Consider the following 17,770-nt stretch of genomic DNA (forward strand, 5'->3'; position numbering starts at 1 on the left):
CTGTCATGCCGGCCCCGGCGTGACAGGCCGCCAGCGAACGCCGAATGCGGCCTCGATGCCGGCCACCGCGGCGTCATCCAGTGCGCGCGGCTTCGGGTCGCAAAGCTGCCAGAGCCTGGCCGTCTCTTCGAGCTCTTCCAGCACGGCCATCGCTTGCGCAGGTGTCTCGTGCCAGACGTTCGGGCCGAGGCGGCTGAGCATCACCGCGCGCAGCGCGATGCCGCGCTCGCGCCAGCGCGCGATCTCCTTCGCCACCAGGTCCGCAACGACAGGGTCTCCGGGACGGTGATAAGGGATGACCGGCACGTGGCCCACCTTCATCACGAAATAGGGCGTGATCGGCGGCAGCAGTTCCGCCGGCTGGCCCTGCAGCGTGAGCGCGACGCAATGCGTGCTGTGGCTGTGGATCACGCAGCGCGCACCGGTCTCCGCATAGATGCGGCGATGAAGCGCCAGCGTCTTGCTTGCACGTTCACCGGACACTTGCGTGCCGTCGGGCGACACCTTGGCGAGTTGCGCGGCATCCAGGAAGCCGAGGCAAGCATCCGTCGGTGTGATCAGGAAACCGTCATCGAGCCGCACGCTGATGTTGCCGGCCGTCGCGTGCACATAGCCGCGTTCGAAGAGACTGCGGCCGACACGGCAGATTTCGTCGCGCGCTTGCGTTTCTGTCATTGCAGTTGCGTGAAGGCTTTGGTGAAGAAGTCGGGCGTGCCGAAGTTGCCCGATTTGAGCGCCAAGTGAAGGCCGGCGTGGCACCACGGCACGCCCGGATCGATCTGCGGGCCGATTCGCATCTGCCGCACGCCGAGTGCCTGTACCACGGCGCCCGAGGTCTCGCCGCCTGCCACGATGAGTTGCCCGACTCCTGCGTCGACCAGACCACGCGCGATCTTCGCGAGCGTTTTTTCAACCATCTCACCGGCCTCGCCGGCACCGATCGACTGCTGGATGCCGCGCACGACTTCCGGCGGCGCACTGGAGTAGACGAGCACGGGTTTGTCGCCGAGCCGTGAACGTGCCCACACGAGCGCCTCGCCGGCGACATCCTGCCCCGCCGCGATGCGCAGCGGATCCACCGCGAAGGCGTCGAGCCCTTGCTGCAGGAAGTGCTGCACCTGCCCGTTCGTGGCTGCCGAGCAGCTGCCGGACACAACCGCTTTCGCGCCGGAGGCCGCGGGCAGCCGCGCCGCTTCGGTCGAGGGCGCGAGGCCGTGGTTCTGCGGCAGCCCGATGGCGACACCGGAGCCCGCAACCACCAGCGGCGCATCGGCAATCGCGCGGCCCAACGCGAGCAAGTCCTGGTTGTCGATCGCATCGACGATGGCGAAGCGCCCGCCTTCGCCGCCCAGCTTCGCGATGCGTCCGCGGATCGCTTCCGGTCCGCGGCGTACCACGTCGTGGTCGATGAGCCCTACCTTGCCGCGCGACTGCGCCTGCATCACGCGCACGAGGTTCGCGTCCGTCATCGGCGTGAGCGGGTGGTTGCGCATGCCCGAGTCGCTGAGCAGCACGTCGCCCACGAACAGGTGCCCCTTGAACACCGTGCGGCCGTTCTCGGGGAAGGCAGGCGTCACGCAGCAGAAGTCCGCCTTCAGTGCATCCATCAACGCTTCGGCCACGGGACCGATGTTGCCCTGCGGCGTCGAATCGAAGGTGGAGCACACCTTGAAGTAGAACTGTCCGCAGCCTTGTGCCTGCAGCCAGCGCAGCGCGCCGATGGATTGCGAAACGGCCTGGGCCGCCGGTATGGTGCGCGACTTCAGCGCAACGACCACCGCGTCCACGCCGGCTACGGGAGCGTCGGGTATGCCAATGGTCTGCACCACGCGCATCCCCGCTCGAACGAGGTTGTTGGCGAGGTCGGTAGCGCCTGTGAAATCATCCGCGATACATCCAAGGAGGAGTTTCATGGCACCGATGCTACGCCTTACCGTCATGTCGTTGCGCGAGCGCCCGTACGCAGGCAAAATTCCTACTCAGGATTCTTACTTCCAGGACGCAACAGATGCAGGTCACCGGAAAAGGGCAGGTCACCATCCCCAAGCACATCCGCAACGCGGCTGGCGTGGCGCCGGGCAGCGAGGTCGAGTTCAGCCTCGAAGGCAGCCGGATCGTCATCACGCCCGTCGCTACGGCTGTGCGCAACGACCGTCGTGCCGCCCTGCGAAAGGCAGCCGCCAGGGTGCGGGCGAGCCTCGCACCCGAGTTTCGTCAGCTCGGTGCGCAGGAGATCATGGAGTTCCTGCGCGGCGACGAACCGTTGAACAAGCCTCGCAGGCCCGCGGCGCGTGGCAGCCGCTAGGAGCGTTGGAACCGGCGTCCTTGCTGCCTACGACGGCAGCGCGGGCGTGATGGTCGACACGAACATCTGGGTGGATTGCGTCGACGACGGCAGCGCGTGGCAGGACTGGGCGGTCGAACAGCTGCAGCAGTGCAGCGAGCGTTCGCCACTGCACATCAACATCGTCATCTACGCCGAATTGCTCGTGCCACGGCCGGACGTCCGGGCGCTGGACGCATTGCTCGATGTGTATGACACATTGCGCAGCGCACTGCCGTGGTCATGCGCGGCACTCGCGGCGGGGGCGTTTTCGCTGTACCGACAGCGTGGAGGGGCCCGGTTGCGGCCGATGCCGGACTTCTACATCGGGGCGCACGCAGCAGTGGCAAACCTGAGTGTCCTCACGCGCGATCCGGCAGGCTACGCCAGCTACTTTCCCCGGTTGAAGCTGCTTGCGCCTTGACGGCACAAAATCACTTCTCGCCTGCGCCCCGCCGCTGCGCCCCCATCTCCCGCATCACCCTTTCCATCGCATCGCGATGCCCCTCGATCACCTCCAGCGTGCGCTGCATCGAGTGCAGCAGCGAGTACGCGGCCTGCAGCTCCGCGCCCCTCAATACCCCGCGTGCGATCAGCGCCTCCTGCGCGGCGACACGGCGCCGCGCCTCCGCGACCCTCGCATCCGCCCGCCCGAGGGCTTCGGGATCGTCTGGCGTCATTCCCTGGCTCCATGTTTTCCGGAGCGTGCACGTTAACCAAACGTTCTGTGCGTTTGCGCACATAGCGAAAAGGGTCAGCCGCGCGAGCGAAGCATCGAATCGTATTCCGCGCGCACGAGGCCGTAGCAAGGGCATGAGATGTCTTCGAGCTTCGCGCGGTCGACGACGGTGATCCGCCCGCGGCTGTACGCGATGGCGTGCCGCTGCTGCAGCAGGGAAGCCGCGCGGCTCACGGTCGGCCGCCGCTCGCCCAGCATCTGCGCGAAGCAGTCGCCGGGCGCGCGCGGCGCGCCCAGGAAGAGCGGCAAGCCGACCACGCCTTCGTTGCCGATCGTGCCGACCTCTATGGTGGCCTGCGTTCCCTGCACGGATGCCAGCATGGACATGACGCCGCCGGTGGGGAACCACGCGTACCGGATGGGTTTGCCTTCCACCATCAGTTGCGCGCGGATCTCGAGCGGCACGCGCGTGAGGTCCTTCGCGACGACGGCCAGCGTCTTCGCGTCCAGCAGGTCCAGCAGGCGGTTGGCGTGCAACGCCGCTTCGTCGTCGGCACCGAGGGGCATGTAGGACCTCCTTTGCCGCGAAGGTAGACCCCGCGCGCTCGGCCGTGGCGTAGGCCGACTTCGGGTCAGCTATGCTTTCCCGATGGACGCATCGATCACCCAGACTTTCACGCCCACCGGCAAGCTGCGCGCCGCCATCAACACCGGCAATGCCGTGCTGGCCCGCAAGGACGGCGACAGCGCCAAGGGCGTGTCCGTCGACCTCGCCAACGAATTCGCCAAGCGCATCGGGGCGCAGCTGGAGCTCGTCGCGGTCGACACCGCCGCGAAATCCGTCGATGCCGTGTCGAGCGAGCAGGCCGACATCGGCTTCTTCGCCATCGACCCCAAGCGCGGCGAGCACATCGCGTTCACGGCGCCCTATGTGCTGATCGAAGGCGCGTACCTCGTGAAGCAGGACTCGCCCTTGCAGGCCAACGAGGAAGTGGACCGCGCAGGCCATCGCGTGGTGGTCGGGCAGGGCAGTGCGTACGACCTGTACCTCACCCGCGAGATCGAGCACGCGACGATCCTGCGTGCGCCGTCCACGCCCGCCGTGGTCGAGCACTTCCTGCAGGAAGGTGCCGACGTCGCGGCCGGCGTGAAGCAGCAGCACGAGCTGGAGATGAAGAATCGCGCGGGCTTGCGCCTGCTGCCCGGCCGCTTCATGGTGATCCGCCAGGCGATGGGTTGCCCGCGCTTGCGCGGGGAGGCCGCTGCGAAGGAACTGGCGCGCTTCGTCGAGGAGATGAAGGCCAGCGGCTTCGTGGCCGAGGCGCTGAAGCGCCATGGGGTCGAGGGCGCGGGCGTGGCGCCTCCTGAAGCAGCCTAGAGCCGCTTCACCGACTTCGCCTGGTACGGCTCCTCCAGGAACTGCTGCGGCTTGGCCTGCGCATGGATCTTGCGCACCACGTCCATGCCTTCCACCACTTGCCCGAACGCCGCGAAACCCTGCCCGTCGGGGTGGCGGCGGCCGCCGAAGTCCAGCTCCGGCTGGTCGCCGATGCAGATGAAGAACTCGCCCGCGGCGGTGCCCGGCGCGGCGCGCGCCATCGACACGGTGCCGTCCTTGTGCTTCAACCCGGTGTCTCGCGTGGTCTCGTGCTTGATCGCAGGGAAAGGTGGCGGCACGCCGTCGGGCAACCGCATGCCCCACTGCACCACCTGGATCTTGTGCGGCGTGTTCGCGGGCTGGTTCGCAAGGGACACGAGCCGGTAGAAGAGGGCGTCCTCGAGGTAGCCCTCGTCGACGTACCGGAGGAAGTTCGCCACCGTCACCGGCGCCACGTCGGGGTCCACCTGGATGACGAAGTTGCCGAATTCGGTCTCGACGCGCACGCGCACGGGCGTGGCGGCGAAGGCACGGCCGATTGCACCTGCGCAGGCGAGGGTGAGGACGGTACGACGCTTCATGCCCTGACTTTAATGGCTAATATCGCGCCGACCATGGACCCCATCCAGGCAATGCGCGTCTTCGTCCGCGTCGTGGAGGCCGGCACCTTCACGCAGGCGGCAGTGTCGCTCGGGCTGCCCAAGGGCACGGTGACCAAGCAGGTGCAGGCGCTCGAGGCGCGGCTGCAGGTGCGGCTGCTCAACCGCACCACGCGGCAGGTGAAGGTGACGCCCGAAGGCTCCGAGTACTACCAGCGCGTGCTGCGGCTGCTGCGCGAGTTCGACGAGATCGAGGCGGACCTCGGCGATGCGCGTGCGAAGCCGCGCGGGCTGGTGCGCGTCGATGCGCCATCGTCGATCTCGCGCGCGTTGCTGTGCCCCGCGCTGCCGGCCTTCCACGACCGCTACCCCGTCCTGCGCATCGACCTCGGCGTGAGCGACAACACGGTGGATTTGCTGAAGGAGAACGTCGACTGCGTGATCCGCGGCGGCCGGCTCGCGGACGAATCGCTCGTCGCGCGCAAAGTGGGCGACCTGCGCTTCGCCACCGTCGCTTCGCCTGCTTACCTGCGCAAGCACGGCGTGCCCGCGCAGCCCGAAGACCTCGTGGCCGGCCACCGCAGCGTGATCTTCTTCTCCGCGCAGACCGGGCGCCGCTACCCGATGGTGTTCGGCCGCGGCGATGCGCGCCGCGAAGCCACGCCGCCGCATGCGCTCGCGGTGAACGACAGCAACGCGCATCTCGCGGCCGTGCTCGCGGGCGGCGGCGTGGGGCAGTTCGTGCGCGTGCTCGTCGCGCCTTACCTGCGAAGCGGCGAGCTCGTCGAGGTGCTGGCGGACTGGGAGCGCGCGCCGCTGGCCGCGTATGTCGGCTACCGCTCCCGCACGCACGTGCCGGCGCGGGTGCGTACCTTCATCGATTGGACGGTGGAGCTCTTCGCTACGCACCCGGACGTGTAGTTGTTTCCTTCCCGGAAACAATGCTTTCGCGGCGCACCGGCTTTATCTGGGGCCAGCGGGTTCCTACATTCGCAGCACACGAAAGGAACCCACCATGTCCACCGCCGTCGCAACCCCCAACCGCTTCGCCGAACTCAAGGACCGCCGCATCGCGTACCGCGTGATCGGCGAAGGCCGCACGCTGCTGCTGCTCAACCGCTTTCGCGGCAACCTCGACACCTGGGACCCCGCGTTCCTCGACGGGCTCGCGGCCGGTGGCCTGCGAGTCATCACCTTCGACTACAGCGGGCTCGGCTTGTCCACCGGCGCGCCTTCGTACGACCCATCCTCGCTCGCCCGCGACGCGGTCGAACTGATGGCCGCGCTGGACCTCACCGACGTCGCCGTCGGCGGCTGGTCCATCGGCGGCATCGCCGCGCAGCTCGTGATGGCGATGGCGTCCGAGCGCGTGGCGCAGCTCGTGCTGGTGGGCACCACGCCGCCCGGTCCGCTGGTGAAAACGGGCGAGCAGCTGTTCTACGACCTCGCGCGCAAGCCGGTGAACACGCACGAGGACGAAGTCGCGCTGTTCTTCGAGCCGAAGTCCGAGGCCAGCCGCGAAGCGGCGAAGCAGTCCGCGCGCCGCATCGCCCAGCGCACCGAGGGCCGCAGCCCCCCGGTGGACGGCGGATGGGCGGCGCGCAACATCGGCGATGCGCCGAAGAACCCGCTCTTCCCCGCGCCGCCGATCCTGCAACTGCTCAAGGCGACGCGCAAACCCATCCTTCACGTGGGCGGCGACCACGACATCATCTGCCCGGTGGAGAACTGGTACGCGCTCAACGGCGCGCTGACGACGCTGCAGGTGGTGACCTTCCCGCAGGCGGGGCACGGGCCGCAGCACCAGTACCCGCAGGCGTCGGCCGCTGCCATCGCCACGTTCGTGCGCAACACCTGATCACGAAGCGACCGGCCGCCCTTCGAGCTGCGGCGCCGGCGGAAGCCCCGTCGCCTCGAGGATTTCGTCCTCGGCCAGCGTCTCCTTCTTCAGCAGCGCCGCCACGAGCGCATCGAGCGCCGCGCGGTGCTCGCGCAGCAGGCGCTTCGCCTCCTCGTGGCAGCCGTGGATGATGCGGTTCACCTCCGCATCGATCAGCGCCGCGGTCTGCTCGCTGAACGGCTTCTCGCCGCCGAAGCCCATCGACGTGCCGAGGTACGCGTTCTCGCGCGGCGCGAGCTGCACCATGCCGATCGCATCGCTCATGCCCCAGCGCGTGACCATGCCGCGCGCGATGTGGGTGGCCTGCTCGATGTCGTTCTCGGCGCCGGTCGTCTTGGTGCCGTACACCACTTCCTCGGCCGCGCGGCCGCCCAGCATGCCGATGATGCGCGCGCGCAGGTAGGCCTCGGGGTAGTTGTAGCGGTCGGTCTGCGGCCGCTGGTAGGTCACGCCGAGGGCCTGCCCGCGCGGCACGATGCTCACGCGGTGCACGGGGTCGGCGCCCGGCACCAGCAGGCCGAGGACGGCGTGGCCGCTCTCGTGGTACGCGATGCGCTCGCGGTCTTCGGCCGTCAGCAGCAGCGGCCGCTCGGGGCCGAGCACGATCTTCTCCAGCGCGTCGAGGAAGTCCTTGTGCGTCACCGCGTCCTCGGCGCGCCGCGCCGCGAGCAGCGCCGCTTCGTTCACCAGGTTCTTCAGGTCCGCACCGGAGAAGCCGGGGGTGGCCTGCGCCAGTTCCTCGAGGTTCACGTCGGCCGCGAGCGGCACCTTGCGCACGTGCACGCGCAGGATCGCCTCGCGGCCGGCCTTGTCCGGCAGGTTCACCACCACGCGCCGGTCGAAGCGGCCGGGGCGCAGCAGCGCGCGGTCCAGCACGTCCGGCGTGTTCGTTGCGGCCAGCACGATGATGCCTTCGCGGCCGCTGAAGCCGTCCATCTCGGTCAGGATCTGCTGCAGCGTCTGCTCCTGCTCGCTGTGGCCGCCGCCCATCATCATGCCGCCACGTGCGCGGCCGATCGCGTCGATCTCGTCGATGAAGATGATGGCCGGCGCGCTTTCCCGCGCCTGCTTGAAGAGGTCGCGCACGCGCGCGGCGCCCACGCCCACGATCATCTCCACGAACTCGGCGGCGCTCATCGAGAAGAACGGCACGCCGGCCTCACCGGCCACTGCCTTGGCCAGCAGCGTCTTGCCCGTCCCGGGTGAGCCGATGAGGAGCACGCCCTTGGGCGCGGTGCCGCCCAGCCGCGTGTACTTCTCCGGTGCCTTGAGGAAGTCGACGATCTCCACCAGCTCGTTCTCGGCTTCATCGATGCCGGCGACGTCGTTGAAGGTCACGCGGTTCGCCGGGTCGGCGGCGTCGTACCGCTTGGCCTTGCTCTTGCCGATGCCGAACATCCCGCCGCCTAGCCCGCCACCGCCGCCTTGCGCGGCGCGGCGGTACAGCCACACGTAGAACCCGATCAGCAGCAGCGCCGGCCCGAAGCCGTAGAGCAGGGTGGCCCAGCCGCTGCCCTGCTGGATGGGCACCGCGCTGATCTCCACGCCATGCTCGATCAGGTAGCCCTCGAGGTTGCGGTCGAAGAAGGCGGGCAGCTCGGTGGTGAAGTGGATGGAGGTGCGTGGCGGCGGCAGCAGTCGCCGGTCGATGGCCGTGCGCGGCGCGCTGGCCGCGCGCGCCTGCTTCACGTCCTCCGGCGTCGGCCAGGTCACCGGCGCGCGAAAGCGCCCTTCGATGGCGGTGCCGCGGCTGTAGATGGCGGTGATGTTGTTCTTGCCCACCTCCTCGCGGAACACGGTGTAGGGCACGGTCACCGGCGCGTCGGCCTGCGGGAACAGTTGCGTGACGATGAAGTAGTTGATGGCCAGCACCACGACGAACCACCACCACGACTTGCGGGGCGGCATGGCCGGCGTGGCGGGCGGCGGGGTCGGCCGCGGGGGAGGGGTTCCGTTCATGCCCCCATCATGCCCAGCCGCGGGGGTTTCGTGGGGCGTGTGTCGCATCCCGGCTGGACTTTGGGGACCTGCTGTGGCCATCATTGCGGCGGACGGAGGAGACGTCGATGGAATCGAGGACACTGCGCCTGGGCGCGGCCGGCGCCATGCTGGCTGCGCTTGCATCCTGCACCAACACCGTTTCGCATGACGGGGTGCCCCCCGCCGGTGCGGCGCCGGCAACGGCTGCCGCCAACCGCGCATTCACCGCGCTGCCGCTGGGCGACGCGCAGGATTTCGAGGACGCGAAACGCGGCCTCATCGCCCGGCCCGAAGGCCAGATCAAGGCCGCCAACGGCACCGTGCTCGCCGAGTTCGCCGAGTGGGACTTCATCAAGGGCGAAGCGCCATCCACCGTCAACCCGAGCCTGTGGCGGCACGCGAAGCTCAACGCGAGCGCGGGCCTCTACAAGGTCACCGACGGCATCTGGCAGGTGCGCGGCTTCGACATCAGCAACGTCACGCTGGTCGAAGGCAAGACGGGCTGGATCGTGGTGGACCCGCTCACGGCGAAGGAGAGCGCCGCCGCCGCGATGGCTTTCGCGCGCAAGCACCTCGGTGACAAGCCCGTGAGCGCGGTCGTCTTCACGCACGCGCATGCGGACCACTTCGGCGGCGTGCTCGGCGTGGTCACGCCGGAGGAGGTGGCGCAGCGCAAGCTGCCCATCATCGCCTCCGAAGGCTTCATGGAGGAGGCGACCAGCGAGAACATGATGGTGGGCACGGCCATGGCGCGCCGCTCGATGTACCAGTTCGGCAAGAACCTGCCGCGCTCGGCCACCGGCAACGTCGACACGGGCCTCGGCAAGGGCGTGGTGTACGGCTCGGTCGGCATCCTTCAGCCGACGCTGGTGATCACCAAGCCGACCGAGGAACACGTGGTCGACGGCGTGCGCTTCGTGTTCCACAACGTGCCCGGCGCCGAGTGCCCGGCGGAGCTGACCTTCTCCATCCCCGAGCGCAAGGCCTACGGCGGCGCGGAGGTGCTGGCGCAGACGATGCACAACCTGCTGCCGGTGCGGGGTGCCAAGGTGCGCGACGCGCTGCGCTGGTCCGCCTACATGCAGTCGGCGCTGGAGCAGCTGGGCGACGCCGAGGTGTACTTCGGCCAGCACAACTGGCCGATCTGGGGCAACCAGCGCATCGCGGAATTCATCCGCGCGCACCGCGACGTCTACAAGTACACGCACGACCAGACGGTGCGCATGATCAACGCCGGCTACACGCCGCGCGAGATCGCGGAGAAGGTCAAGCTGCCGAAGTCGCTGCAGGCGCACTTCGGCGCGCGCGGCTACTACGGCGACGTGCGGCACAACGTGAAGGCGGTGTACCAGTTCTACCTGGGCGCGTACGACGGCAACCCGGCCAACCTGGACCCGCTGCCGCCGGCCGAATCCGGCAAGCGCTACGTCGAGCTCTCGGGTGGCGCGGACAAGGTGCTCGCCGCCGCGCGCGCCGCCTACGACAAGGGCGAGTTCCGCTGGGCCGCCGAGCTGCTCAACCACCTTGTGCTGTCGTCCCCCTCGAAGGAGGCGCGCGAGCTGCTGGCGCGCAGCTACGAGCAGATGGCGTACATGGCCGAAGCCACGACCTGGCGCAACAGCTACCTCACCGCCGCGATGGAGCTGCGCGAAGGCCCGCCGAAGAAGGGCGTGGACCGCTCGTACTTCATCGATGCGCTCTCGCAGACGCCTGTGGAACGTTTCCTCGAAGCCTTGGCGGCTGCGCTCGATGCGGGCGCCGCGGAGGGCAAGGACCTGAAGGTGAATCTCGTGTTCACCGACACGAAGGAGTCGTTCGTGCTCTGGCTGGAAAACTCCGTCATGCACCACCGCAAGGGCCCGGTGGACTCGTCGGCCAACGCCACGCTCACGCTCACGCGCCCGGTTTTCGTCAAGATGATGGCCGGGACCGCGGGCGTGAAGGACACGCTGCTGTCCTCCGATCTCAAGGTGGCGGGCTCCTCGATCGACCTGGTGCGCTTCTTCACGCTTTTCGACAAGCCCACCGGGACGTTTCCGATCGTCACGCGCTGAAGGCGCCTATGCTTGCGGTGTGGTGAAAGGCATCCGCGCCGAACTCAAGGGCTGCCGGCATCTGGCGGCCGACGAGCGCGCGCGCCTCGAAGCCGACGTGGTGGAGCGCATCGCGCGCGAGCTGGGCAGCCGCAGCCCGGACGCGGGTGCCGCGTACGCCCAGTGGCTGCAGCTGCAGTCCAAGCCGGGCATGAGCATCGAGGAGCTCACGGCCTGCATGCGCTGGGAGTCGGCGCGCGACCGCGCCGTCTGCCAGGCGCTGGTCGGCGTGGAAGGTGACGCGGGCAGCGAGCCCTTCTTCGTGTTCCACCTCGGTTAGCGGCAGAATCACCCGCATGATTCGCCTCGTCCTTGCCGCCCTGCTGGCGGTGCTTTCCCTCGCCGCGCACGCGCTGCCCGCCAACGTCGAACACGTCGAAACCTTCGGCGGCATCTCGCAGTACCGCCTGAAGTCCAACGGCATGCCGATCCTGCTGCATGCGGACCGCAGCGCACCGGTGGCGACGTTCATGGTGGTCTACCACATGGGCTCGCGCAACGAGGCGCCGGGTTACACCGGCGCCGCGCACCTGCTGGAGCACATGATCTTCAACAAGTCGACCGAGAACTTCGGCCGGGCCAAGGGGCACAAGACCTTCCAGGAGGTGCTGTACGAGCTGGGGGCGGACGCGGGCAGCAGCAACATGACCACGTGGTACGACCGCATGAACGGCTACTCCACGGTGCCTTCGGACAAGCTGCACAGCGCGATGAAGATCGAGGCGGACCGGCTCGGGCGCGGGCTCATCCTCGACAACGAGCGTCAGTCCGAGATGACGGTGGTGCGCAACGAGTACGAGATCGGCGAGAACAACCCGCAGCGCGTGCTGCTGCAGTCGGTGGTGGCCACCGCCATCACTTCGCACCCGTACCACTGGCCCACCATCGGCTACCGCTCCGACATCGAGGGCGTGAGCACGGCGAAGCTGCGCGAAATCTACAAGACTTTCTTCCACCCGGACAACGCCACCGCCATCCTCTCCGGCGACTTCGACACCGAGTCTGCGCTCGCGCTGTTCGACAAGGAGTTCGGCGGCTTCCCGAAGTCCACACAGCCGATCCCGCGCGTGCTGACCGTGGAGCCGCCGCAGGAAGGCGAGCGCCGGACCATCGTGCGCCGCCCCGGCACCTTCGGCCTGGTGATGGCCGGCTACACGCGGCCCGGCGTGATGCACCCGGACTTCAACGCGCTGATGGTGCTGGACAACATCCTGTCCGAGGGCGTGAATTCGCGGTTGTACAAGGCGCTGCGCGACACCGGCATCGCCAGCGGCGTTGCCGTCCTCAACTTCGCGCTGCGCGACCCGTACCCGTTCCTGGTGCAGGCCACGCTCCCGCCCGGCAAGACGCACGAAGAAGCGGAGCGCGTGATCAAGGCGGTGCTGGCCGACGTCGCGGAAAAGGGCGTGACCGACGCGGAAGTGGCGCGCGCCCGCAGCCAGATCGAAGTGGACCTGCTGCGCACGCGCGACGGTGCCTACAGCTTTGCGCGCAACCTCGGTGAGTACGTCGCGTCGTCGCACTGGAAACGCTACGTCACCTTGCCGCAGGAGATCGCGCGCGTCACGCCCGCGGACGTGCAGCGCGTGGCGCGCGCCTACCTTGTGCCGGAGCGCGGCACGATCGGCTGGTTCGTGCCCTTGCCGCCCGGCACGCCGCGCGCGGCTGCCGTTCCTGCGTCGCCCCCGCCGCAGGCCAGTGCCGCACAGGCCACGCCGGCACCGGCCGCAGCGCGCGCGGAAGCCGCGCAGCGGCCCAGCTTCGCGCAGCGCACGGTGCGCCGCGTGCTGCCCAACGGCGTCGTCGTCGACGTGATCCGCAACACCGCCTCGCCGACGGTTGCCGTGCGCGGGGCCGTGCTCGGTGGCGATGCCGCATCGCCGGCGGGGCAGCCGATGATGGCATCGCTGCTCTCGAGGATGCTCGCGCGCGGCACGACAGCGCGCACGAAGGAGGAGATCGGCCGCCTGCTCGACAGCGTCGGCGCGACCCGCAGCTACGGCCTTGGGCTGGGCGACACCGGTTTCACGCTGGCCGGCGCCGCGCGCGACCTGCCGCTGCTGCTGGAGATCGCCGGCGAGGAGCTGCGTTCGCCCGCGTTCGCAGAGGGCGAACTTGCGCTGGCCAAGCAGGAGCTGGAGACGGACGTCCTGCGTGCCGACGACAGCACGGCCGACCGCGCGATGCAGCGCCTCGTGCAGCTCGCGTACCCGCAAGGTCACCCCTACTGGCAGCCCGGCCGGGCCGAGAAGGTGGCGAACACGCGCGCGCTCACCGCCGCGCAGTTGCGTGAGTTCCATGCGCAGCGCTTCACCGGCGCGAACGTGGTGCTGGCGATCGTGGGCGACGTCGATCCGCAAGCTGCGATCGCCGCGGCGGAGAAGGCGTTCGGTGCGCTGCCCGCCGGCAAGCGCCTCGAATGGCCGCAACTCGCGCGCGTCGCACCCGGGGCGCCTGCGCGCGAGCTGGTGGCGATGCCCGGCAAGGCCAACATGAACCTCATGCTCGGCGGGGCCAGCGGATTGCGCCGCCTCGATCCCGACTTCGAGGCGGCGCTGGTGGCCAACGCGGTGCTCGGCCAGAGCGCGCTCGCCTCGCGCATCGGCAAGCGCGTGCGCGACACGGAGGGCCTTTCGTATTCGCTCGCGTCGCGTTTCGGTTTCAGCGAGGAGCTGGACGGGCTGTGGTTCGTCAACGTCAACCTCGCGCCGCAGAACCTGGCGGCGGCGCTGAAGTCCACCCGCGAAGAGATCGACCGCTACGTGCGCGAGGGCGCCACGGAAGACGAGGTGCGGGCGCAGAAGGACTTCTTCGCCGGCAACTTCCAGGTGAACCTGGGCAGCAATGCGGGCATCGCCGGTGCGCTGGTGTTCGCGGAGCGCTATGGCTTCGGTCCCTCGTATCTCGACGAGTACCCGCGCCGCATGCAGGCCGTCACGCGCGAGCAGGCCAACGCCGCCATGAAGCGCTATTTCCCGGCCGGCAAGCTGCACCTCGTGGTGGCTGGGGATGTGCCCCAATTGCCGGATTGATGCCCGGCGTGCCATAAAGCAGCCCGACGTCACCACGAAGGAAAAGAAGCATGAGACATTTCGTTCGCAACGCCCTCGTCGCCGCCGCCGCGGTGGTGCTCGCCAGTTGTGCCACCCCGCCCGCGCCGCTGCCGGCGACCATGGGGCCCGGCGTCGTCAAGGTCACGCCGCTGGGCGGCTTCGACGGCGAGTTCTGCGCGCAGGACCGGGCGCTCGTCTTCGAGGACCCCAATGGCACGCGCGTGCTGTACGACCCGGGCCGCTCCGTGGTCGGCGCGAACGACCCGCGCCTGGGCAAGATTGACGTCATCCTCGTGACGCACATGCACGGCGACCACGTGGGCAATGCGCACACGCGCGCTGTCGGCGCGGGCACCTGCGCGGCGCCCGACATGTCCGTGTCGCAGATCCCCAATTCGCTCGCGGTGAACATCGCGCTGGCCAAGAAGGCCAAGATCGTGACGGGCAGCGACATGCCCTCGTTCTTCGCCGCGAAGCTGCGCGCCAATGGCGGCAACCCGGCCGATTCGATCCTCGCGCGGTTCGGCGGCAGCGTTGTCGTGGGCGGTGTGCGCATCGCAACCGTGACCGCGATGCACAGCAACGGCCTCGATCCCGACTACATCCCCGGTGACCTCGGCAAGCACATGAAGGAGGCCGGCATCTGGGGCGACGTCGGCCTGGCCACCGGCTATGTCGTGCGCTTCAGCAACGGGCTGGCCGTGTACCTGTCCGGCGACACGGGCGTCACGGCCGACCAGGAGCGCGTGGTGCGCGACCTCTATCGCGCGCAGCTCGCTGTCATGAACATCGGCGACGGTTTCACCACCGGGCCGGCCGAAGCAGCTTATGTGATGAACGACCTCGTCAAGCCCGCCGCCGTCATCGCCTCGCATGCCAACGAGGCCGCCACGCAGGGTGGGCAGGTGCGTGCCGGCACGAAGACCGAGGCTTTCATGAAGGCCGCGAAGATGCCGGTGCACATCCCGCTGTCGGGGCGCACGATGTCGTTCGACGCCGCCGGGAAGTGCACGGCCGGTTGCTAGGGCCTACTTGAGCTGGAACGTGGCCCCGCCGCGCGCTGCCTGCGCGCGGTCGGCCGCGATCCGGTAGACCGTGAAGAGCGTGACGAGGACGGCCGCGACGATGCCCACGATGAACCACTTGTAGCGCTGCACCAGCTTGCGCTTCATGGCTTCCTCGTTTTCGTAGCCGTCGAGGGACTCGCGGACGTTCCTCAGCGCGACCCGTTCGGCGGCGCGCTGGCTCACCGCCCTGGCGATGTCCTGCCGGTTCACTTCCAGCAGGGTGAACGCGCTGCCAAGCGGGGTGGTGAAATGCTGCGCGCTCACATCGCCGTCGAGCGCCACGCGTTCACCGGCCGGCCTGGCCCCAGGGACTGCAGCCGTCGCGATTCGCCCTCGATGTCGTCGGTCTCGAGGAGTGCGCCGACCGTGCCGGGCGCAGGCGCCTGCTGCAGGACGAGACGGGTGTTGGCCAGCACGAAGACCGCGATCTTGTCGTCCACGAGGATCGGTGCTGCCCGCAACGCTCGCGAATACCACTTCGTTTCGCCTTCGAGGTCGGTCACCTGCAGCCATGCGCCACCGAGTGAGCTGACCCCGGCGCCGGAGCCTTCGATGACCTGCAACGCGTCCGAGCTGTCCATCGGTACGAAGTATTAGCGAAGTGCCTGACCTGGATCAAGTCGCCACCCCGGCGCGGAAGGCACCATGGGGTTCATGAAAGTCATCCCCATCGTCCCGGCGCAGGCAGAAGAGGGCGAGGTCCAGTCACTCTACGCATCCGAAAGCAAGATCTACCCGCGGGCCGTGACCGGCACCTTCGCCCGCTGGCGCTGGGCCTTCGTCATCCTCACGCAGCTGGTCTTCTACGGCCTGCCATGGCTCCAGTGGGGCGAGCGGCAGGCGGTGCTGTTCGACCTGGGCGCGCGCCGCTTCTACATCTTCGGCTACGTGCTGTACCCGCAGGACTTCATCTACCTCACGGGCATCCTCGTGATCAGCGCGCTCTCGCTGTTCCTCTTCACGGCCATCGCGGGGCGCCTGTGGTGCGGCTTCTCGTGCCCGCAGACGGTGTACACCGAGCTGTTCCTCTGGATCGAGCGGCACGTCGAAGGCGACCGCGTGGCGCGCATCCGCCTCGACGGCTCGGCCATGTCGCTGGAGAAGTTCGTCAAGAAGGCCAGCAAGCACATGATCTGGGGCACGCTCGCGATGTGGACCGGCTTCACCTTCGTGGGCTACTTCACGCCGATCCACGAGCTGGGCCTCGAATTCCTGCAGACCCGCATGGGCTCGTGGGAGATCTTCTGGGTGTTCTTCTACGCCTTCGCCACCTACGGCAACGCCGGCTTCATGCGCGAGCAGGTGTGCAAGTACATGTGCCCCTACGCGCGCTTCCAGAGCGCGATGTTCGACAAGGACACGATGATCGTGAGTTACGACGCCGCGCGCGGCGAGCCGCGCGGGTCGCGCTCGCGCAAGGCCGACCCGAAGGCGCTGGGCCTGGGCTCGTGCGTCGACTGCAGCCTGTGCGTGCAGGTCTGCCCCACCGGCATCGACATCCGGGGCGGCCTGCAGTACGAATGCATCGGCTGCGCCGCGTGCGTGGACGTGTGCGACGGCGTGATGGACAAGATGGGCTACGACAAGGGCCTGATCCGCTTCACCACGCAGAACGCGCTGAAGAAAGGCTGGAAGGGCGCGCAGATCGTGCAGCGCGTGCTGCGCCCGCGTGTCCTCGTCTACACCACCATCCTCGGCGCGCTCGGCATGGGCCTGGCCATCAGCCTGGCGATGCGCACGCCGCTGAAGGTGGACGTGGTGCGCGACCGCGCTTCGCTCGCGCGCATCGTGCCCGGCGGCAAGCTGGAGAACGTCTACCGCCTGCAGGTGATGAACGCCACCGAGCGGGCGCAGCGCTATCGCATCGGCGCGGACGGGCTGCCCGGCCTCGCCGTCGCGTCGGACACCGAGGTCGAGGTCGGCCCCGCGCAGTCCCGCTGGGTGGCCGTGCGGCTGCAGGCCCCGTTCGGTGTAGCCGCGCCCGGCTCGCACCCGATCCATTTCAACATCGGCACGGTGGGCGGCGACGCCCACGTGAGCGAGAAGTCCGTCTTCCTCGTGCCGCGCTAAAAGGAGGCTCACCCATGGATGCCAAGCAACAGGAACAACAGGCCCGCCCCTGGTGGAAGCACGGCCACGTGTGGTTGCTCATCTCGGGCCCCGCGGCGGTGATCGTCGCGGGCGTCGTCACCATGTTCATCGCCGTGAGCGGCTCCGACAAGCTGGTCGCGGAGGACTACTACCGCCGCGGCGTCGAGATCAACAAGCAGCTGGCCGCCGAGCGCGCGCTGCTGCCCGCGCAGCAGGGCCGCAACCACGCGGCCACGCCGGCGCGTCCCTGAGGCAGCGGCCATGTGGGCCCAACGCATCATGTGGACCGTGTGGCCGGCCTTCATGGCCGCCTGCGCGCTGGAACTGGTGGTGTTCGCCTTCGCGGACCCGATGGAGCTGCAATGGGGCGGCCAGCCGCTCGGGATGTCCCGGCAGGGCATCTACACCGTGGCGTTCTTCATCTTCTGGGCGATCAGTTTCGCGGCGTGCTCGCTGACGGCGCTGCTGCGCATGACGCCGGCGGAAGTCAACGAATGTCCCTTCGACCCCAGCCAGCGGCCGGAGGGCTGCCCGGGGCGTTAACCCCAAGGTGCTAATGGGAGGGTGTTGTGCTGTAATCCCGGGCAAAAGAGTCCCGGTTCAGTAC

General features: G+C 68.7%; 20 protein-coding genes. 12 read left to right on the top strand and 8 right to left on the bottom strand.

Annotated elements, in window-relative coordinates; genetic code table 11:
• Nucleotides 1–3 precede the first annotated feature (3 nt).
• Together H8R02_RS21120 and otnK are read right to left on the bottom strand one after the other, a co-directional pair.
• Nucleotides 4–675, bottom strand: a complete 672-nt coding sequence (locus H8R02_RS21120) for a class II aldolase/adducin family protein (RefSeq protein WP_187083464.1) — start codon at nt 673–675, stop codon at nt 4–6.
• A complete protein-coding gene (otnK, locus tag H8R02_RS21125) occupies nt 672–1,913 on the bottom strand; it encodes a 3-oxo-tetronate kinase (protein ID WP_187083465.1) in 1,242 nt (413 codons plus the stop codon). The genes H8R02_RS21120 and otnK overlap by 4 nt, the downstream gene beginning before the upstream one ends.
• 95 nt (nt 1,914–2,008) lie before the next feature.
• Between otnK and H8R02_RS21130 the strand changes: the two genes are divergently transcribed.
• Nucleotides 2,009–2,305, top strand: coding sequence for an AbrB/MazE/SpoVT family DNA-binding domain-containing protein (locus H8R02_RS21130; RefSeq protein WP_187083466.1), 297 nt, complete (start codon nt 2,009–2,011; stop codon nt 2,303–2,305).
• On the top strand, nt 2,292–2,747 hold the full coding sequence (locus H8R02_RS21135; RefSeq protein WP_222622581.1) for a type II toxin-antitoxin system VapC family toxin: 456 nt from the start codon (nt 2,292–2,294) through the stop codon (nt 2,745–2,747). Before H8R02_RS21130 ends, H8R02_RS21135 begins: the two co-directional genes overlap by 14 nt.
• A gap of 10 nt (nt 2,748–2,757) precedes the next feature.
• On the opposite strand, the gene H8R02_RS21140 is transcribed toward H8R02_RS21135, so the two are convergent.
• On the bottom strand, nt 2,758–3,003 hold the full coding sequence (locus H8R02_RS21140; protein ID WP_187083467.1) for a hypothetical protein: 246 nt from the start codon (nt 3,001–3,003) through the stop codon (nt 2,758–2,760).
• Nucleotides 3,004–3,077: 74 nt separating this feature from the next.
• On the bottom strand, nt 3,078–3,569 hold the full coding sequence (locus tag H8R02_RS21145) for a helix-turn-helix domain-containing protein (protein WP_187083468.1): 492 nt from the start codon (nt 3,567–3,569) through the stop codon (nt 3,078–3,080).
• Nucleotides 3,570–3,651: 82 nt separating this feature from the next.
• Here H8R02_RS21145 and H8R02_RS21150 point away from each other — a divergent pair, with 82 nt between their 5' ends.
• The gene (locus H8R02_RS21150; RefSeq protein ID WP_187083469.1) at nt 3,652–4,380 is read left to right on the top strand and encodes an ABC transporter substrate-binding protein; all 729 of its coding nucleotides are present in this window, start codon (nt 3,652–3,654) and stop codon (nt 4,378–4,380) included.
• Here H8R02_RS21150 and H8R02_RS21155 read toward each other — a convergent pair.
• Nucleotides 4,377–4,961, bottom strand: a complete 585-nt coding sequence (locus H8R02_RS21155) for a peptidylprolyl isomerase (RefSeq protein WP_187083470.1) — start codon at nt 4,959–4,961, stop codon at nt 4,377–4,379. The two genes, H8R02_RS21150 and H8R02_RS21155, sit on opposite strands and share 4 nt — an antisense overlap.
• 33 nt (nt 4,962–4,994) lie before the next feature.
• On the opposite strand from H8R02_RS21155, the gene H8R02_RS21160 reads away from it, so the two are divergent.
• Both H8R02_RS21160 and H8R02_RS21165 read left to right on the top strand, forming a co-directional pair.
• On the top strand, nt 4,995–5,900 hold the full coding sequence (locus H8R02_RS21160; RefSeq protein WP_187083471.1) for a LysR family transcriptional regulator: 906 nt from the start codon (nt 4,995–4,997) through the stop codon (nt 5,898–5,900).
• Nucleotides 5,901–5,994: 94 nt separating this feature from the next.
• Entirely contained in the window at nt 5,995–6,837 is an 843-nt protein-coding gene (locus tag H8R02_RS21165; protein ID WP_187083472.1) for an alpha/beta fold hydrolase, read from the top strand.
• On the opposite strand, the gene ftsH is transcribed toward H8R02_RS21165, so the two are convergent.
• Nucleotides 6,838–8,838, bottom strand: a complete 2,001-nt coding sequence (gene ftsH, locus H8R02_RS21170; protein ID WP_187083473.1) for an ATP-dependent zinc metalloprotease FtsH — start codon at nt 8,836–8,838, stop codon at nt 6,838–6,840.
• Between the two features lie 107 nt (nt 8,839–8,945).
• Here ftsH and H8R02_RS21175 point away from each other — a divergent pair, with 107 nt between their 5' ends.
• From H8R02_RS21175 to H8R02_RS21190, 4 genes are read left to right on the top strand one after another with little or no spacing between them, the layout of a single operon-like run.
• A complete protein-coding gene (locus H8R02_RS21175) occupies nt 8,946–10,913 on the top strand; it encodes an alkyl/aryl-sulfatase (RefSeq protein ID WP_187083474.1) in 1,968 nt (655 codons plus the stop codon).
• 22 nt (nt 10,914–10,935) lie between these two features.
• Entirely contained in the window at nt 10,936–11,232 is a 297-nt protein-coding gene (locus H8R02_RS21180; RefSeq protein WP_187083475.1) for a hypothetical protein, read from the top strand.
• A 16-nt stretch (nt 11,233–11,248) separates the two neighbouring features.
• Nucleotides 11,249–13,984 (top strand): M16 family metallopeptidase, encoded by a 2,736-nt coding sequence (locus H8R02_RS21185; protein ID WP_187083476.1) that lies wholly within the window; start codon nt 11,249–11,251, stop codon nt 13,982–13,984.
• Between the two features lie 50 nt (nt 13,985–14,034).
• Nucleotides 14,035–15,030, top strand: coding sequence for an MBL fold metallo-hydrolase (locus H8R02_RS21190; RefSeq protein WP_255429462.1), 996 nt, complete (start codon nt 14,035–14,037; stop codon nt 15,028–15,030).
• A gap of 3 nt (nt 15,031–15,033) precedes the next feature.
• Here H8R02_RS21190 and H8R02_RS21195 read toward each other — a convergent pair whose 3' ends face one another.
• Both H8R02_RS21195 and H8R02_RS21200 read right to left on the bottom strand, forming a co-directional pair.
• On the bottom strand, nt 15,034–15,354 hold the full coding sequence (locus tag H8R02_RS21195) for a hypothetical protein (protein ID WP_187083477.1): 321 nt from the start codon (nt 15,352–15,354) through the stop codon (nt 15,034–15,036).
• Nucleotides 15,333–15,653: a hypothetical protein gene (locus H8R02_RS21200; protein ID WP_187083478.1), complete on the bottom strand. Its 321-nt coding sequence runs from the start codon at nt 15,651–15,653 to the stop codon at nt 15,333–15,335. Before H8R02_RS21200 ends, H8R02_RS21195 begins: the two co-directional genes overlap by 22 nt.
• A 73-nt stretch (nt 15,654–15,726) precedes the next feature.
• Between H8R02_RS21200 and ccoG the strand changes: the two genes are divergently transcribed.
• Genes ccoG through H8R02_RS21215 form a run of 3 tightly spaced genes read left to right on the top strand, consistent with a single transcriptional unit; the run spans nt 15,727 to nt 17,706 of the window.
• Nucleotides 15,727–17,142, top strand: a complete 1,416-nt coding sequence (gene ccoG, locus H8R02_RS21205) for a cytochrome c oxidase accessory protein CcoG (RefSeq protein WP_255429463.1) — start codon at nt 15,727–15,729, stop codon at nt 17,140–17,142.
• A gap of 14 nt (nt 17,143–17,156) precedes the next feature.
• A complete protein-coding gene (locus tag H8R02_RS21210) occupies nt 17,157–17,414 on the top strand; it encodes a FixH family protein (RefSeq protein WP_187083480.1) in 258 nt (85 codons plus the stop codon).
• A gap of 10 nt (nt 17,415–17,424) precedes the next feature.
• Nucleotides 17,425–17,706: a hypothetical protein gene (locus tag H8R02_RS21215; protein ID WP_187083481.1), complete on the top strand. Its 282-nt coding sequence runs from the start codon at nt 17,425–17,427 to the stop codon at nt 17,704–17,706.
• Nucleotides 17,707–17,770 lie beyond the last annotated feature (64 nt).

The sequence above is a fragment of the Ramlibacter albus genome (genome assembly GCF_014297445.1).
GTDB classification, from domain to species: domain Bacteria; phylum Pseudomonadota; class Gammaproteobacteria; order Burkholderiales; family Burkholderiaceae_C; genus Ramlibacter; species Ramlibacter albus.

Excerpts from the sequence above, each read along its gene's own strand:
- H8R02_RS21190 (WP_255429462.1), top strand. The coding sequence starts at position 14,035 with ATGAGACATTTCGTTCGCAACGCCCTCGTCGCCGCCGCCGCGGTGGTG.
- otnK (WP_187083465.1), bottom strand. The coding sequence starts at position 1,913 with ATGAAACTCCTCCTTGGATGTATCGCGGATGATTTCACAGGCGCTACC.
- ccoG (WP_255429463.1), top strand. The coding sequence starts at position 15,727 with ATGAAAGTCATCCCCATCGTCCCGGCGCAGGCAGAAGAGGGCGAGGTC.
- H8R02_RS21160 (WP_187083471.1), top strand. The coding sequence starts at position 4,995 with ATGGACCCCATCCAGGCAATGCGCGTCTTCGTCCGCGTCGTGGAGGCC.
- H8R02_RS21130 (WP_187083466.1), top strand. The coding sequence starts at position 2,009 with ATGCAGGTCACCGGAAAAGGGCAGGTCACCATCCCCAAGCACATCCGC.
- H8R02_RS21150 (WP_187083469.1), top strand. The coding sequence starts at position 3,652 with ATGGACGCATCGATCACCCAGACTTTCACGCCCACCGGCAAGCTGCGC.
- H8R02_RS21185 (WP_187083476.1), top strand. The coding sequence starts at position 11,249 with ATGATTCGCCTCGTCCTTGCCGCCCTGCTGGCGGTGCTTTCCCTCGCC.
- H8R02_RS21200 (WP_187083478.1), bottom strand. The coding sequence starts at position 15,653 with ATGGACAGCTCGGACGCGTTGCAGGTCATCGAAGGCTCCGGCGCCGGG.
- H8R02_RS21145 (WP_187083468.1), bottom strand. The coding sequence starts at position 3,569 with ATGCCCCTCGGTGCCGACGACGAAGCGGCGTTGCACGCCAACCGCCTG.
- ftsH (WP_187083473.1), bottom strand. The coding sequence starts at position 8,838 with ATGAACGGAACCCCTCCCCCGCGGCCGACCCCGCCGCCCGCCACGCCG.
- H8R02_RS21210 (WP_187083480.1), top strand. The coding sequence starts at position 17,157 with ATGGATGCCAAGCAACAGGAACAACAGGCCCGCCCCTGGTGGAAGCAC.
- H8R02_RS21140 (WP_187083467.1), bottom strand. The coding sequence starts at position 3,003 with ATGACGCCAGACGATCCCGAAGCCCTCGGGCGGGCGGATGCGAGGGTC.
- H8R02_RS21165 (WP_187083472.1), top strand. The coding sequence starts at position 5,995 with ATGTCCACCGCCGTCGCAACCCCCAACCGCTTCGCCGAACTCAAGGAC.
- H8R02_RS21175 (WP_187083474.1), top strand. The coding sequence starts at position 8,946 with ATGGAATCGAGGACACTGCGCCTGGGCGCGGCCGGCGCCATGCTGGCT.
- H8R02_RS21155 (WP_187083470.1), bottom strand. The coding sequence starts at position 4,961 with ATGAAGCGTCGTACCGTCCTCACCCTCGCCTGCGCAGGTGCAATCGGC.
- H8R02_RS21120 (WP_187083464.1), bottom strand. The coding sequence starts at position 675 with ATGACAGAAACGCAAGCGCGCGACGAAATCTGCCGTGTCGGCCGCAGT.
- H8R02_RS21215 (WP_187083481.1), top strand. The coding sequence starts at position 17,425 with ATGTGGGCCCAACGCATCATGTGGACCGTGTGGCCGGCCTTCATGGCC.